This is a genomic window from Bradyrhizobium sp. 23 (genome assembly GCF_023073295.1).
In the GTDB taxonomy this organism is placed as follows: domain Bacteria; phylum Pseudomonadota; class Alphaproteobacteria; order Rhizobiales; family Xanthobacteraceae; genus Bradyrhizobium; species Bradyrhizobium canariense_D.
The window spans coordinates 557,484-572,191 of sequence record NZ_JADPJF010000148.1 but is presented as its reverse complement, the minus strand read 5'-3'; the positions used below and the strand labels follow the sequence as shown (position 1 = coordinate 572,191).

General features: G+C 64.1%; 13 protein-coding genes and 1 pseudogene. All 14 read right to left on the bottom strand.

The annotated features are described in order from the left end of the window. On the bottom strand, positions 1 to 1,103 hold a 1,103-nt coding region (locus tag IVB32_RS36060; protein WP_247412908.1), incomplete at its 3' end, for an FGGY family pentulose kinase. Positions 1,104 to 1,141: 38 nt separating this feature from the next. Further along, positions 1,142 to 1,915 carry an SDR family oxidoreductase gene (locus tag IVB32_RS36055; RefSeq protein ID WP_018458634.1) on the bottom strand — a complete coding sequence of 258 codons (774 nt, stop codon included), beginning with the start codon at positions 1,913 to 1,915 and terminating at the stop codon, positions 1,142 to 1,144. A 30-nt stretch (positions 1,916 to 1,945) separates the two neighbouring features. After that, a complete protein-coding gene (locus IVB32_RS36050) occupies positions 1,946 to 2,953 on the bottom strand; it encodes an ABC transporter ATP-binding protein (RefSeq protein ID WP_247404421.1) in 1,008 nt (335 codons plus the stop codon). Between the two features lie 16 nt (positions 2,954 to 2,969). Beyond that, positions 2,970 to 3,800, bottom strand: a complete 831-nt coding sequence (locus IVB32_RS36045) for a carbohydrate ABC transporter permease (RefSeq protein WP_026233625.1) — start codon at positions 3,798 to 3,800, stop codon at positions 2,970 to 2,972. Between the two features lie 3 nt (positions 3,801 to 3,803). Next, a complete protein-coding gene (locus IVB32_RS36040) occupies positions 3,804 to 4,676 on the bottom strand; it encodes a sugar ABC transporter permease (RefSeq protein WP_026233624.1) in 873 nt (290 codons plus the stop codon). Between the two features lie 90 nt (positions 4,677 to 4,766). Continuing rightward, positions 4,767 to 6,077 carry a sugar ABC transporter substrate-binding protein gene (locus IVB32_RS36035; protein WP_026233623.1) on the bottom strand — a complete coding sequence of 437 codons (1,311 nt, stop codon included), beginning with the start codon at positions 6,075 to 6,077 and terminating at the stop codon, positions 4,767 to 4,769. Between the two features lie 371 nt (positions 6,078 to 6,448). Beyond that, a complete protein-coding gene (locus IVB32_RS36030) occupies positions 6,449 to 7,399 on the bottom strand; it encodes a sugar-binding domain-containing protein (RefSeq protein ID WP_204510750.1) in 951 nt (316 codons plus the stop codon). 8 nt (positions 7,400 to 7,407) lie between these two features. Beyond that, the gene (locus IVB32_RS36025) at positions 7,408 to 8,067 is read right to left on the bottom strand and encodes an HAD family hydrolase (RefSeq protein WP_247404428.1); all 660 of its coding nucleotides are present in this window, start codon (positions 8,065 to 8,067) and stop codon (positions 7,408 to 7,410) included. A gap of 70 nt (positions 8,068 to 8,137) precedes the next feature. After that, positions 8,138 to 9,328 carry a multiple monosaccharide ABC transporter permease gene (gene mmsB, locus IVB32_RS36020; RefSeq protein WP_247412906.1) on the bottom strand — a complete coding sequence of 397 codons (1,191 nt, stop codon included), beginning with the start codon at positions 9,326 to 9,328 and terminating at the stop codon, positions 8,138 to 8,140. Further along, positions 9,325 to 10,902 (bottom strand): multiple monosaccharide ABC transporter ATP-binding protein, encoded by a 1,578-nt coding sequence (gene mmsA / locus IVB32_RS36015; RefSeq protein ID WP_247412905.1) that lies wholly within the window; start codon positions 10,900 to 10,902, stop codon positions 9,325 to 9,327. Before mmsA ends, mmsB begins: the two co-directional genes overlap by 4 nt. 185 nt (positions 10,903 to 11,087) lie before the next feature. Further along, positions 11,088 to 12,161, bottom strand: coding sequence for a multiple monosaccharide ABC transporter substrate-binding protein (gene chvE / locus IVB32_RS36010; protein ID WP_007593237.1), 1,074 nt, complete (start codon positions 12,159 to 12,161; stop codon positions 11,088 to 11,090). Positions 12,162 to 12,229: 68 nt separating this feature from the next. Then, entirely contained in the window at positions 12,230 to 13,108 is an 879-nt protein-coding gene (locus tag IVB32_RS36005; protein ID WP_018458624.1) for an SMP-30/gluconolactonase/LRE family protein, read from the bottom strand. After that, on the bottom strand, positions 13,108 to 14,184 hold the full coding sequence (locus IVB32_RS36000) for an aldose epimerase family protein (protein WP_026233622.1): 1,077 nt from the start codon (positions 14,182 to 14,184) through the stop codon (positions 13,108 to 13,110). The genes IVB32_RS36005 and IVB32_RS36000 overlap by 1 nt, the downstream gene beginning before the upstream one ends. Positions 14,185 to 14,186: 2 nt before the next feature. Further along, positions 14,187 to 14,708: pseudogene (locus IVB32_RS35995) on the bottom strand (gfo/Idh/MocA family oxidoreductase); the annotation flags it as partial.

Sequence of the window (14,708 nt, the reverse complement as noted above, 5' to 3'; positions counted from 1 at the left end):
CCGCCTGCGCGCGCGATGATGCGGCGCTCGAGAAACTCGATGAGGTCGAGGCCCTCGCTGCGCGCCGCCACGCTCGCCTCGGCGTGGCCGGGATGCGACTTGAGAAGATGGTCGATCGCAGCGCCCGCAGCCGACTGCCCGCCCTCGTTGAGCCAGAAATTTGGTACCATGCCCGAATAGTAAGGACCCCACACGCCCGGTACGAAGCACGGTTCTTTCGTCGTCGCCATAATGCAGGCCGACGTTCCCATGATGTAGGCGAGGCGGTCGCAGACATCTGTCGCGCCCTCCGATTCATCGCGGCCGCCGATGGCGCCGATGCCGCCGGCATGGGCATCGATCAGGGACGCTCCGACCGGCGTGCCCGGTGACAAGCCGAGATCGGCAGCTGCCGTACCGGTTAGACCGGCGCCGAGCCGCGTGCCAGGCGCGACGATCTCGGTGCCGATGCGGGCGTATTTCTCGTTGACGAAGTCCGACAGGCCGATGCGCTTGAAGAATGGCGCGCTCCAGCCACCGCCGTCATGCGCGAGGTAGTTCCATTTGCAAGTGACCGTGCAGGTCGAGCGTTGCAACGAGCCGGTGGCGCGCCAGGTCAGGTAATCCGCCAGATCGAAGAAGTGCCCTGCGGCGTCGAAGCTCGTGCGCATGTGCCGCTTCAGCCACAGCAGTTTCGGCATCTCCATCTCGGGCGAGATCGAGCCGCCGACATAGCGCAGCACGGCATCACCGGTTTCGTTGATCAGCCGCGCCTCGGCCGTGGCGCGGTGATCCATCCAGACGATGACGTTGCGCTGCCGGTCGCCGGAGGCGCTGATGGTGAGCGGCTCGCCTTGCCGGTCGAGCACCACGAGGGAGCAGGTGGCGTCGAAACCGATACCGCCGACGCTGTCGGGCGCGATTGCAGCTTCCGCCATCGCGGCCCGCACCGACGCCGTGCAAGCGTCCCAGATATCCTGGGACGACTGTTCGACGATGTCACCGGCCTCGGGCCATATCCTGATCGGATGCCGTGCGATAGCCAACAAGGTGCCCGCCTCGTCGAACACCCCTGCCCGCGTGCTTGTGGTCCCTACATCGACGCCGATATACGCTCGCGGCATTGTCGCCCCCGGAAGCTCTCGTCAGTTTTGACGCAAGCCTACCAGCAAGTGTAGCCGCCATCCACCAGCACGATGCTGCCGGTCATCAGGCTCGCGGCCTCGGACGAGAGAAAGAGCACCACGGAGGCGATCTCCTCGACCTGCCCCATCCGCGCCATCGGGGTTCCACCGATCCAGGCGTCGTACATTCTCGGATTGCTCTTCACGAAGGCGTTGAGCGGCGTCTCGATATAGGTCGGCGCCACCGCGTTGACGCGGATGCCGCGCGCGCCCCATTCGGCGGCGAGCGATTTCGTCAGATGGTGCACGCCGGCCTTGGACGCATTGTAGAAGCACTGCTCCTGCGGCTTGTTGACGATGAAGCCGGACATCGAGCCGACATTGACGATGGCGCCGCTCTTCGCCTTGAGCATGTGCTTGCCGAATTCGCGGCAGCACCAGAAGGTGCCGTTGAGATTGACGTCGATCACATTGAGCCAGTGCTCGTCGGTCACGGTCTCCGCCGGCGTCTCGCTGCGGGCGATGCCGGCGTTGTTGACGAGGATGTCCACCTTGCCGTGCCGGGCAACGACGTCGTTGGCCACTTCCGCCACGCGCTTGGTATCGGTGACGTCCATGATCGCCGTCTCGGCGTCATACCCCTTCGCCTTCAGGCTGGCTTTTGCACTGTCGGCGACCTTACTGTCGCGATCGCCGATGACGACCCTGGCGCCGGCTTCAGCCAGCGCTTCGGCGCAGGCGAAGCCGATGCCTTGCCCGCCGCCGGTGATGAACGCGGTCTTGCCGTTCAGCTTGAATTTTTCCAGGTACATGTTGCTTTTCCCGATTCTTGCCGTTTCTTGTCAGCCCCGGATGGCGTTGCCGCTTGCGTCGAAGCGATGGATGCGCGCTGGCTCCGGCACCAGCGATACATGGTCGCCGGCGTGCAGGCTCAACTCACCGATGTAGCGCGCCGTCAGCATGCCGAGCGGGCCGGCATCGACATAAAGGAAGGTGTCGCTGCCGAGATGCTCGGCCACCGCGATCGTTCCCTGCCAGCCGCCGGCACCGTCGCGCTCGATCTTGAGATGCTCAGGCCGTACGCCGATCGTTGCTGCGGCCTTCTGCAAGGCGTGCTCGCCGGTCACGAAGTTCATCTTGGGCGAGCCGATGAAGCCGGCGACGAAGAGGTTGGCCGGCTTCTCGTAGAGCTCCAGCGGCGAGCCGTATTGCTCGATCTTGCCGCCGTTGAGCACCACGATCTTGTCGGCCATGGTCATGGCCTCGACCTGGTCGTGGGTGACATAGATCGCGGTGGTGCCGAGCTGCTTCTGGAGCCGCGTCACCTCGATCCGCATCTGCACGCGCAGCGCCGCGTCGAGGTTGGAGAGCGGCTCGTCGAACAAAAACGCCTTGGGCTCGCGGACGATGGCACGCCCGATCGCGACGCGCTGGCGCTGGCCGCCGGAGAGCTCGCGCGGCTTGCGATCGAGATAGGGAGTGAGGTTCAGCGTTGCGGCGGCGGCCTCGACCTTACGGTTGATCTCGTCCTTGGCCAGCCCCGCCATCTTCAGGCCGAAGCCGATGTTGCCGCGCACGCTCATATGCGGATAGAGCGCATAGGACTGGAACACCATCGAGAGCCCGCGCTTGGCGGGCGGCGTGTCGACCACGTTCTTGCCGTCGATCAGGATCTTGCCGCCGGAGACGTCCTCGAGCCCCGCGATCAGCCGCAAGAGCGTGGTCTTGCCGCAGCCCGACGGCCCCACGAACACCACGAACGACCCATCGGCGATCTCCAGGTCCGCGCCCTTGATGATGTGCACGGGGCCGAAGGATTTCTGCACGTCCTGAAGTGTGATCTGACCCATGATCCGGCAGCCCTTCCTACTTTACCGCGCCAAAGGTGAGCCCGCGCACGAGCTGCTTCTGGCTGAACCAACCGAGGACGAGAATGGGCGCGATCGCCAACGTGGAAGCCGCCGACAGCTTTGCCCAGAACAGCCCTTCCGGGCTCGAATAGGACGCGATGAACGTGGTGAGCGGCGCAGCGTTCGAGGTCGACAGATTGAGCGTCCAGAACGCCTCGTTCCAGGCCAGGATCAGGTTCAGCAGCATGGTCGATGCGAGCCCCGGGATCGCCATCGGCGTCAGCACGTAGATCAGCTCGCGGCCGATGGTGGCGCCGTCCATGCGCGCGGCTTCCAGGATGTCGCGCGGAATCTCCTTGAAATATGTGAACAGCATCCAGATCACGATCGGCAAGTTTCCGAGACACAGGATGAAGACGAGGCCGATGCGGGAATCGAGCAGGCCGAATGACTTGTAGATCAGGTAGATCGGCACCAGCACGCCGACCGGCGGCATCATCTTGGTCGAGAGCATCCAGAGCAGGATGTCCTTGGTGCGCTTGGTCGGCGAGAACGCCATCGACCAGGCCGCGGGGATCGCGATCAAAAGCGCGATCAAGGTCGAGCCGCCGGCGATGATGATCGAGTTCATCGCGTGGAGGACATAATCGCTGCGCTCCTGCACCGTCGCGTAGTTTTCCGTGGTCCAGTGGAAGAACAGGAAGGACGGCGGGATCGCGAAAGCCTCGAGCTCGGTCTTGAAGCTCGCCAATACCATCCAGAGGATCGGGAAGAAGATCAGGAAGCCGAAGAACCACGCCCCGATGGTCGAGACCACCACCCGCTGCCTCGTCGCCGTACGCGCCATGTCTTATGCCTCCAGGTTGCGACCGACGATACGGACGAGGAAAAAGGCAACAACGTTGGCGATCACGACAGCGACGAGGCCGCCTGCCGAGGCAGTACCGACATCGTACTGGATCAGTGCCTGCGAATAGATCAGGAAGGCGATGTTGGTGGTCGAGAGTCCCGGGCCGCCGCCCGTGGTGACGTAGATCTCGGCAAAGACGGTGAGCAGGAAGATCGTCTCGATCAGGATCACCACCGTGATGGGGCGCGCGAGGTGCGGCAGCGTGATGTAGATGAAGGTCGAGACCGCGCTGGCACCGTCCATTTCAGCGGCTTCCTTCTGCTCCTCGTCGAGCGACTGCATCGCGGTGAGCAAAATCAGGGTCGCGAACGGCAGCCATTGCCAGGACACGATCAGGATCACGGCGAGCAGCGGCGCGTCGGTAAACCAGTCAATCGGCGTCAACCCGAACAGCGAGGCGATCCAGGCAAACAGCCCGGACACAGGATGCATCAGCAGGTTCTTCCAGACCAGCGCGCTCACCGTCGGCATCACGAAGAACGGCGCGATCACCATCAACCGCACGATGTTGAGGCCGATCACCGGCTGGTCGAGCAATAGCGCCAGCGGAATTCCGAGCAGGACGGTCAGCGCCAGCACCGAGCCGACCAGCACCAGCGTGTTCTGGAGCGAGGCGAGGAACGCGGGGTCGGTGAGGAAGTAGCGGAAGTTTTCCAGCCCGACGAACGCTTCCGAGCCGGGATCGAGTAAGCTGTAATGCAGCGTCGAGAAATAGATCGTCAACGCGAGCGGGACGATCATCCAGATGAACAGCAGCCCGACGGCCGGCGTCAGGAGCGTCCGTGCGAGAAGCTGCGTCTGCCGGGTTGCCATTCTTGGCTTCTCCGCTTGCGGGAAGAAGGCGGCCATCCACCTGGAGCGGTGGATGGCCGCAAGTCTGAGCTCAGGAGGGAGAGCTCGAGCTCACTTGATGTAACCCGCGCGCTTCATCTCGCGCTCGGTTGAAGATTGCGCCGCGGTGAGCGCGGCATCGACCGTCATCGATCCCGCAAGCGCGGCCGAGAATTGCTGGCCCACCTGCGTACCGATGCCCTGGAATTCGGGGATGGCCGCATATTGCACGCCGACGTAGGGCACCGGCTTCACCGTCGGCTTGTTCGGATCGGCGGCATCGATCGAGGCCAGCGTCAGCTTGGCGAACGGGGCGACCTTCAGATAATCAGGGTTTTGGTAGAGCGAGGTTCGGGTGCCCGGCGGCACGTTCGCCCAGCCCTCCTTCGCAGCCACGACCTTGGTGTAATCCTTGCTGGTGGCCCAGGCGATGAACTTCTCGGCGGCTTCGGCCTTCTTCGAGCCGGCGGGAATTGCGAGGCTCCAGGCCCACAGCCAGTTGGCGTTCTTGCCGAGCCCGGTGTTGGGCGCCAGCGCGAAGCCGACCTTGTCGGCGACCTTGGAGTCCTTCGGGTTGGTGACGAACGACGCCGCGACGGTGGCATCGATCCACATTGCGCACTTGCCGGCATTGAACAGCGCGAGGTTCTCGTTGAAGCCGTTCGAGCTCGCACCGGGAGGGCCGGCCTGCTTCATCAGGTCGACATAGGTCGTGAGCGTCGCCTTCCATTCCGGCGTGTTGAACTGCGGCTGCCACTTCTCGTCGAACCAGCGCGCGCCGTAGGAATTGGCCATGGCGGAGAGGAACGCCATGTTCTCGCCCCAGCCGGCCTTGCCGCGCAGGCAGATGCCGTAGACGCCGGCGCTCTTGTCGGTGAGCTTCTTGGCGGCGTCGACGACGAAATCCCAGGTGGGGCTTTCCGGCATCTTGAGGCCGGCCTTGTCGAACAGGTCGGTGCGGTACATCACCATCGAGCTCTCGCCGTAGAATGGCGCGGCGTAGAGCTTGCCGTCGACCGAGACCGCATCCTTGATCTTGGGCAGGAGGTCGGCGACGTCGTAGTCGGCGCCGAGATTGGCGAGCGGCACCAGCCAACCCTTCTTGGCCCAGATCGGCACCTCGTAGGTGCCGATGGTGAGGACGTCGAACTGGCCGCCCTTGGTGGCGATGTCGGTGGTGACGCGCTGGCGCAGCACGTTCTCTTCCAGCGTCACCCATTTGACGCTGATATCGGGGTTCTTCTTGGTGAATTCACCCGTCAGCCCCTGCATGCGGATCATGTCGCCGTTGTTCACGGTGGCAATCGTCAGGGTCGTTTCGGCCATCGCGGGGACAGCCAGCAGGACAGACGCGCCACAAACGGCGCCGAGGACGTGTTTCACGGTGACCTCCCTAAGCTCGCGCTTTTGAGCATATGCCCACGCGTTGGGCGTATGTTCGGCTGAGGGCGGGCCGTTGTCAAGCAGGCGCGCGGACGTTTCGGCAACTTATGAGTGCTGCGATGCGGGGGGCTCGTGCGTCGCCCTCCCCGTCATGCCCCGCGAAGGGGCATCCAGTACTCCGTGCCGTCTGTCGGTTTGCCTCAAGCGGCGCTGCGGCGTCCTGGATCGTCCGCCTGCCGCCTTCGCTAAACCTTCGGCGCCCCAGACCTCAACCCCGGCGAAGCCTTGGCGTAGCCGGGTCGCGGACGACGACAGCGGCGTGGGTGGCGAAATCCCTGCCTCGCGCCCCGCGCGGGAAACGACGAACCGCCTCAGCGCTCCAGAATCGCCCTTGCGGTCGCCTCGTCCGTAATCAGACCGTTGATCAGCCGCCCATTCAGCGCCGCCGCGATCGCCGGCACCTTGGCTGCGCCGACGGCGGCGCCGATCGTCGTGGTCTTCGCCGGGACCTCCGGCGGAATGCTGGTCAACCGTTTGTTGGTCCCGGCCTTCAGCAGGCGGCCCTTGGAATCATAGGCCCAGCCCGTGATCTCGCCGATCGCCCCTTGCCGCATCATCTCGAACAATTCGTCGCGGGTGACGAAGCCGTCGACATGGACCTGCGCCTTCTGGTCCATCTGGCCGATGCCGACGAGGCGCAAATCCGCCTTCTCCGCGACCGCCTTCACCTTCGCGATCGGCTCGATCCGGACCATCTTGTTGCGCTCGTCCTCGGACGACATCAGGAACGGTAGCGGCATCGGGTAATGCCGTGCGCCGGTGCGATCGGCGAGCCGGCCGACGGTATCGTAGAAGCTCGCAGAACCGTCGGCGGAGATGTTGCCGACGAGCGAGACGATCTGGTGATTGGGCCGGTCGATCGGCGTGACGCGCTCGACCGCGGCGCGCACGGCGCGTCCCGTCCCGAGCGCGACGATGACGGGCGTTTCCGAACGCAGGGTGGAATCGAGCAGGTTGGCGCAGCGTTCGGCAATGCCCGCTGTGGCCTGCGGCGCGGCGGGATCAGCCGGCACCACCTCGCAATGGGCAAGGTCGAAACGTTCCTTCAACCGCGCCGCCAGCTCCATGCACGCGGCGATGGGATGTTCGAGCCGGAAGGTGATGAGCCGCTCGGCGAGACATAGCGACACCAGCCGCTGCGCCGACGCGCGCGACACCTGGAGCATCTTCGCGATCTCGTCCTGGGTGTGACCGGCAATGAAATAGAGCCAGCCGGCACGCGCAGCGTCGTCGAGCCTGGACTTTTCGTTCTCGGCGGCCATGGCAGGCGTCAGGCGTCCTTCCAGAAATCGATCATGCGCGCGAAGACCCGGTCGGCCCCCGCACCCGACAGTATAGCCTGCCCGTCGCGTCCGCGATAATGGCTGCCGCCGGCAAATCCCCAGACCGTCATGCCGGCCGCCTTGCCCGCCTGCACGCCGCTCGGACTATCCTCGATCACCAGCGTGCGCGCAGGTTGCGCGCCCATCTGCTCGGCCGCGTACAGAAAGAGATCGGGCGCCGGCTTGCCGTGCCTGACCATCTGCGCGGTGTAGATCCGGTCGCCGAAATGCGCCCGCAGGCCGGTGACGTCAAGGGAGAGCGCGACACGGTCGATGTCGCTGGAGGAAGCCACGCAGAATGGTGCCCGCAGGCCCGACAAGATCATATCGACATCAGAAACCGGATGAAGCGCCTTTTCGAACGCCATCAACACGCGCGACTTCAGCCGGGACGGAAAATCGACCGGCATTGCGTGGCCGAGCTCGCGATAATGCTGAGTAATTGCGCTCGTGCTTCGTCCAAGGAACAGCTCCAGCGCTTGTGCAAGTGTCAGCGATATCCCGGATTCGGACAGCTCGTCCGACAGGCATTGACAGCTCAACAGCTCGCTGTCGACGAGCACACCGTCGCAATCGAAGATAATGAGATCGAACTGACCAGGATCCATTCGGCCATTCGATCATATGCTCACCTGTTGAGCAATAGCTCACTGAAGCCGATCGTAGTCGGCGGCAGCCTCATCTCCGCTGATTATAAACGTCGATGCACACCGCCCCGAGCAGGACCAGGCCCTTGATGACCTGCTGATAGTCGATGCCGATGCCGAGGATGGACATGCCGTTGTTCATCACGCCCATGATCATGGCGCCGACCACGGCGCCACCGACGCGGCCGACACCGCCATAGGCCGAGGCGCCGCCGATGAAGCAGGCCGCGATGACGTCGAGCTCGAAGCCGAGGCCCGCCTTCGGCGTTGCTGTGTTGAGGCGCGCGGCGAAGACGAGGCCGGCGAGCGCAGCGAGCACGCCCATGTTGACGAAGGTGAGGAAGGTCAACCGTTCCGTCTTGATGCCCGACAGGCTTGCCGCTTTCGCATTGCCGCCAACCGCGTAGACCTGCCGACCGATGACGGTGCGGCGGGTGACGAAACCGTACAGCGCGATCAGCGCGGTCATGATGACCAGCACGTTCGGCAGACCGCGATGCGAGGCGATCAGATAGGTGAAATAGAGCACAGCGCAAGCCAGGAGAATGCTCTTGCCGAGGAAGAACGCGTAAGGCTCGACCTCGATGCCGTGCAGCTGCTCGCGCGAGCGCCCCTTGGCGCTGGCGCAGACGAGGCCGAGCGCGAGCACCGCACCGACCAGCATCGACGTCGGATGCAGCGTGCCGGCCTCGGGCAGCATCTCCGGAATGAAGCCGGAGGACAGCTTCTGGAAGGTGGCCGGGAACGGTCCTAGTGACTGGCCTTGCAATACCGCAAGCGCGAGGCCCTTGAACACCAGCATGCCGGCCAGCGTCACGATGAAGGACGGTATCTTGAAATAGGCCACCCAATAGCCCTGCGCGGCGCCGATTGCCGCGCCCAGCAGCAGGCAGGCGATAAAGGCGAGCGTGTAGTCGACCTTGTAGGTCACCATGAGCACGGCAGCGACCGCGCCGACGAAGCCCGCGACCGAGCCGACCGAGAGGTCGATATGGCCGGTGACGATGACGAGCAGCATGCCGAGCGCCATGATAACGATGTAGCTGTTCTGGAGCACCAGATTGGTCAGGTTGAGCGGCTGCAGCAGCGTGCCGCCAGTCATGACCTGAAAGAACAGCATGATCGCGATCAGCGACATCAGCATGCCGTAATTGCGCAGATTGTTCTTGATGAAGCTGCCGTGCCGACCCTCCTCGGGCAGCGAAACCGTCTTGTCGGTCATGGCTGCGATCCTCCCATCTCTGCACCCGCCAGGGCGCGGCTTCCATAATTTGTGTCGTTGCGCATGATGGCGCGCATGATCTTTTCCTGTGTCGCTTCGGCGCCGGGGAACTCGCCGACGAAGGCACCGTCGTTCATGACGCAGATGCGGTCGCAGATGCCGAGCAGCTCGGGCATCTCCGATGAGATCACCACCACGCCGCGGCCGGCCTCTGCAAGCTCGTTGATGATACAGTAGATCTCGTATTTGGCACCGACGTCGATGCCCCGGGTCGGCTCGTCCAGGATCAAGACCTTGGGGTCGGTCATCAGCCATTTCGACAGCACGACCTTTTGCTGGTTGCCGCCGGAGAGCTGGCTGGTCTCCTGATAAACGTCGGAGCAGCGGATGCGCATCCGGTTGCGGTAGTCGCTGGCGACCTTCAGCTCGGCGATGTCGTCGATGACGCGGCGAGGAGCGACCTGGTCGAGGCTTGCGAGCGTGATGTTCTTGCGGACGTCGTCGGCGAGGATCAGTCCCAGCTGCTTGCGGTCCTCCGTGACATAGGCAAGGCCGGCGTCGATCGCGGCCGCCACGTTTGGCAGCACGATCTCATGGCCCTCGAGCCGGATGCGACCGCTGATCGTGGTGCCCCACGACCGGCCAAACAGGCTCATGGCGAATTCGGTGCGGCCGGCGCCCATCAATCCGGCAATGCCGACGACCTCGCCGCGCTTCACGCTGAAATCGACGTTCTTGATCACCTGCCGCTCGGGATGGATGGGATGGTAGACCGACCAGCTCTCGACGGTGAGAACGGGCTCGCCGATCTTTGCGCTGCGCTCCGGAAAGCGATGGGCGAGATCGCGGTTGACCATGCTGCGGATGATGCGGTCCTCCTGGATCGGCTCGGCGCGGCAGTCGATGCCGTCGACGGTGCGGCCGTCGCGCAGGACGGTGATGTGATCGGCAACGCGGGCGACCTCGTTGAGCTTGTGCGAGATCAGGATCGAGCCGATGCCCTGCTCGCGGAAGGCCATGAGACGTTCGAGCAGCGCGGCACTGTCGGCCTCGTTGAGGCTGGCGGTCGGCTCGTCCAGGATCAGCATCCGCACCCGCTTGGACAGCGCCTTGGCGATCTCGACCAGCTGCTGCTTGCCGACGCCGAGATCGGTGATCAGCGTGTCCGGCGATTCCTTGAGGCCGACCTGAGCCAGGAGTTCCCGGGTACGCCGATAGACCTCGTCGCGATCGATCACACCGAGCTTGGACGGCGGATGCGACAGGAAGATGTTTTCGGCAATCGACATCAGCGGGATCAGCGCCAGCTCCTGATGGATGATGATGATGCCGAGCGCCTCGGAATCGTTGATGTCGCGGAAGCGGCGCTCCTCGCCATCGAAGATGATGGTGCCCTCGTAGCTGCCGGCCGGGTAGACGCCGCTGAGGACCTTCATCAGCGTGGACTTGCCGGCACCGTTCTCGCCGACGAGGGCGTGGATCTGCCCGGCTTCAACCGAGAAGTTGACATCATGCAGCGCCTGCACACCGGAAAAGCTCTTGCTGACGTTACGCATCTCCAGCATTGCGGTCATGATTTCACGTCCCTCAATCAGTGTTAGATCACCTCTCCCCGCTCGCGGCGAGAGGTCGGATCGCATCGTTCGATGCGATCCGGTGAGGGGGAGTCTCCGCGAGACGCACTGCTTCCTTCCTCGCGGAGGCTTCCCCTCACCCTAACCCTCTCCCCGCAAGCGGGGAGAGGGAAAAGAAAAGAAGCCTACTGGAACTGCGACTTCTTGTAGTAGCCGCTGTCGACCAGGACCTTCTCCCAATTGTCCTTGTAGACCACGACCGGCTTGAGCAGATAGGACGGCACGGTCTTGGCGCCGTTCTCGTAGGTCTTGGTGTCGTTCACGGTGACCTGCTTGCCGGCAAGCGCAGCGTCGACCATGTCGGCGGTCACCTTGGCGAGATCGCGGGTGTCCTTGAAGATGGTCGAATACTGGTCGCCGCGCAGCATCGCCTTGATCGAGGGCACCTCGGCATCCTGGCCCGAGATGATAGGCATCGGCTGGCCGGCGCTGCCATAACCGACGCCCTTCAGTGAGGAGATGATGCCGATCGACAGGCCGTCATACGGCGACAGCACCGCGTTGACCTTCTTGTTGCCGTAGTAGGCACTGAGCAGATTGTCCATGCGGGCCTGCGCGGTGGCGCCGTCCCAGCGCAACGTCGCGACTTTATCCATGCCCATCTGACCGGAGACGACGACGAGCTTGCCGCTGTCGATGTACGGCTTCAGCACGCTCATCGCGCCGTTGTAGAAGAAGTAAGCGTTGTTGTCGTCGGGCGAGCCGCCGAACAGCTCGATGTTGAACGGGCCCTTGCCGTCCTTAAGACCGAGGCCCTGCACGATCGATTCGGCCTGGAGCACGCCAACCTGGAAATTGTCGAACGTGGCGTAATAGTCGACGTTCGGCGTGCCGCGGATCAGGCGGTCATAGGCGATCACGGTGATGCCTTTTGCTTTCGCCTGCTTGAGCACGTCGGAGAGCGTGGTGCCGTCGATCGCGGCGATCACCAGCGCTTTCGCGCCTTTGGTCACCATGTTCTCGACCTGCGAGAGCTGGTTCGGAATGTCGTCCTCGGCATATTGCAGGTCGGTGTTGTAGCCGCGCTCCTTCAGCACCTTCACCATATTGTTGCCATCGTCGATCCAGCGCGCCGACGATTTGGTCGGCATGGCGATGCCGACTGTTGCTTTGTCCTGGGCCGAGGCGGTGACGCCCGCGGCCATCGTCGCAGCGCCGGCCAGCGCCAGCGCGAGGAAGGTCGTCTTCAGTTTCAACATGTTTCACTCCCTTGGATGTCAGACTGTTTTTCTGTCGTCGAGAAATTTGGTGTGCGGCTTCTAGCCTCCTATGCGAGCTTGACGTCAGGCTCCGCGCGACCGCGCGCGGTGGCCTCCAACAGGAAGGTGTAGCCGGCTTGCGGATCGGCGGCACGCGCCGCCGCATCCATGTCCTGCCAGGCCGAGGTGACGAGGAGACGCGACAGACCAGGACCGACAAAAGCGGGGCAGCTCGCCTGCTTTGCCGGCACGCTCAGCGAACGCAGGCGTTCGCCTTGCGGAGAGTAGACGTCGATGCGGCTCGCGCCCCAGCACGCGTTCCAAATCTGCCCGTCGGCATCGCACACCGAACCGTCGAGGCCGCCAACGCCGGTGTGGCGCAGCAGCACCTCCGGCTCGCCGCGCGGCAGGCCGGTGACGGGATTGAGCGGCACCGCGTAGAGCACCGCGCGCGCCGTGTCGGCGAAGTAGCCCGTGGCGCCATCGGGCGAGAAGCAGATCGAGTTGGGAATGCTGATGCGCGGAAACAGCATCGATATCTCGCCGTGATGGAACGCGTAGATCGCGCCTGCCCCTGCTTCCGCCTTCCGACCCATAGTGCCGATCCAGAACGTGCCGGAGGGATGCACGCGGGCATCGTTGGAGCGGGTCGCGGGATTGTCGGCTTCAAGCGGACAGAGCAGCCTCATCGCGCCGTCGGCAATTTTGCGGATATAGAGGCCGTCTTCCGCGACGATCAACTGCCTTTCGGCATCGATCCGCCCAAGCGCGCTCGCCATCCGGCCCAGCGCATGAACGCGAATGCTGCCGCTGCCGAGCTGCGCCTCGAACAGTCGCCCCTCCCGGATATCGAACCACCAGGCGGTGTCCGTGGTCACGTCATAGGTCGGCCCCTCGCCGAGATGGCAAGGATCGTCCGAAAGAACCGAGGTCGGCACCTGTTCCATCAGGACGTCCTCACCGCAAAGCGATAGACCGTATGATGGCGATAGACCTCGCCGGGCGCTAGGCGCGGGCTCGGGAAATCCGGCCGGTTCGGTGCGTCCGGCCAGATATGCGGCTCCAGGCACATCGCGTCCGACTGCCGGTAGAGCTTGCCGCCCTTGCCCGAAATCGTGCCGTCGAGATAATTGCCCGAATAGACCTGCAGACCGGGCTGATCGGTGAACAGCTCCATGATGCGCCCCGAGCGCGGCGCCTCCAGTCGCGCCGCGAGACTGAGCTTACCGTCGCGCGCGAGACAGTAGGTATGGTCGTAGCCCCTGCCGTTGCGCAATTGCTGGTCGCTCTCGCGGACGCGCTCGCCGATCGGCCGAGGCTCCCGGAAATCGAACGGCGTGCCGGCAACGCTGCGCGGCGGCTCCGGCAACGGAATGGCCGTGGGGTCGATCGCGAGGAAATGCCCGGCCGCGACCGTCAGCTTGTGATCGAGTATGGGCGTGCCTGATGTCGCGCCCTCCAGATTGAAGAAGCTGTGGTTGGTCAGGTTGACGATGGTCGGCCGGTCGGTCCGCGCCTCCATGATCAGGGATAGCTCAGCCGGGCCGGTAACACGATAGGTCAGGCGCACATCGAGCCGACCGGGATAGTTTTCCTCGCCATGCGAGCTCGTGTAGGTCAGCGTGACCGCGGGCTCGGCGCCATCGTCGACCTCCGCAATGTCCCAGAGCTTGCGGTCGAAGCCGTCGAGGCCGCCATGCAGCGCATTCGGACCGTTGTTGACGGGAAGCTGCACCGTCTCGCCGTCCAGCGAAAATTGTCCGTTGGCGATGCGATTGGCGTAGCGGCCGACGGTGGCGCCGAAGAACTTTCGTTCGGCGAGATAGCCGGCAAACCCATCATGGCCGAGCACGACGTCGTCGTGGCCGCCCTTGCCGTCCGGCGCGATCAAGGCCTGCAAGACTGCACCATGGGTGATGATGCGCGCCTCGAACCCGCCCTCGCCGCGCAGCACGATGCGGTCCACCTTGCGGCCGTCCGGCAGCGTTCCGAACACGTCTCTTTCTGTTTTCGATCCAGCCATGATCAACCCACAAACGGTTCGACGATCGTGCGCCTGCCGAGCAGGAAGGCGTCCGCGACGAGACGAAGCGGCGCCAAATCGACGTCGCTCGCGCCTGTCGCGGCGAGCGCGACGAAGTGCCGGTAAAGCTCCCGATATTCCTCATCGGGCGCCTCGGCAACGGTCTTGCCGTCGATCGCCATGATCCGGCCGCCGCGTGATAGCGTCATCCGGCCCTGGTCGGTTTCGACGAGGATATCCCAGCTCTGCGGCCCGGTCTGGCGGAAGTCGAACTCGGCGGTCACAGGTAGGCCGTCGATGTCGGTCAGCGTCAGCTTCGCGGCGATCGGCGCCTGGCAATTGGCGGGGAAGGCGAGCTCGGCCGCGTTGACGAACACGGGCTTCGGCAGGATCCTGGTCAGGATCGACAGCGCATTGATGCCGGGATCGAACACCCCGAGCCCGCCCGGCTCCCAGATCCATGCCTGCCCGGGATGCCAGACGCGGACGTCCTCTTTCCAGTTGACGTGCACGGAACGGATGCG

Coding starts and splice junctions, on each gene's coding strand:
- IVB32_RS36045 (WP_026233625.1), bottom strand. CDS start 3,800: ATGGCGCGTACGGCGACGAGGCAGCGGGTGGTGGTCTCGACCATCGGG.
- IVB32_RS36005 (WP_018458624.1), bottom strand. CDS start 13,108: ATGGAACAGGTGCCGACCTCGGTTCTTTCGGACGATCCTTGCCATCTC.
- mmsA (WP_247412905.1), bottom strand. CDS start 10,902: ATGACCGCAATGCTGGAGATGCGTAACGTCAGCAAGAGCTTTTCCGGT.
- chvE (WP_007593237.1), bottom strand. CDS start 12,161: ATGTTGAAACTGAAGACGACCTTCCTCGCGCTGGCGCTGGCCGGCGCT.
- IVB32_RS36030 (WP_204510750.1), bottom strand. CDS start 7,399: ATGGCCGCCGAGAACGAAAAGTCCAGGCTCGACGACGCTGCGCGTGCC.
- IVB32_RS36050 (WP_247404421.1), bottom strand. CDS start 2,953: ATGGGTCAGATCACACTTCAGGACGTGCAGAAATCCTTCGGCCCCGTG.
- IVB32_RS36040 (WP_026233624.1), bottom strand. CDS start 4,676: ATGGCAACCCGGCAGACGCAGCTTCTCGCACGGACGCTCCTGACGCCG.
- IVB32_RS36055 (WP_018458634.1), bottom strand. CDS start 1,915: ATGTACCTGGAAAAATTCAAGCTGAACGGCAAGACCGCGTTCATCACC.
- mmsB (WP_247412906.1), bottom strand. CDS start 9,328: ATGACCGACAAGACGGTTTCGCTGCCCGAGGAGGGTCGGCACGGCAGC.
- IVB32_RS36025 (WP_247404428.1), bottom strand. CDS start 8,067: ATGGATCCTGGTCAGTTCGATCTCATTATCTTCGATTGCGACGGTGTG.
- IVB32_RS36000 (WP_026233622.1), bottom strand. CDS start 14,184: ATGGCTGGATCGAAAACAGAAAGAGACGTGTTCGGAACGCTGCCGGAC.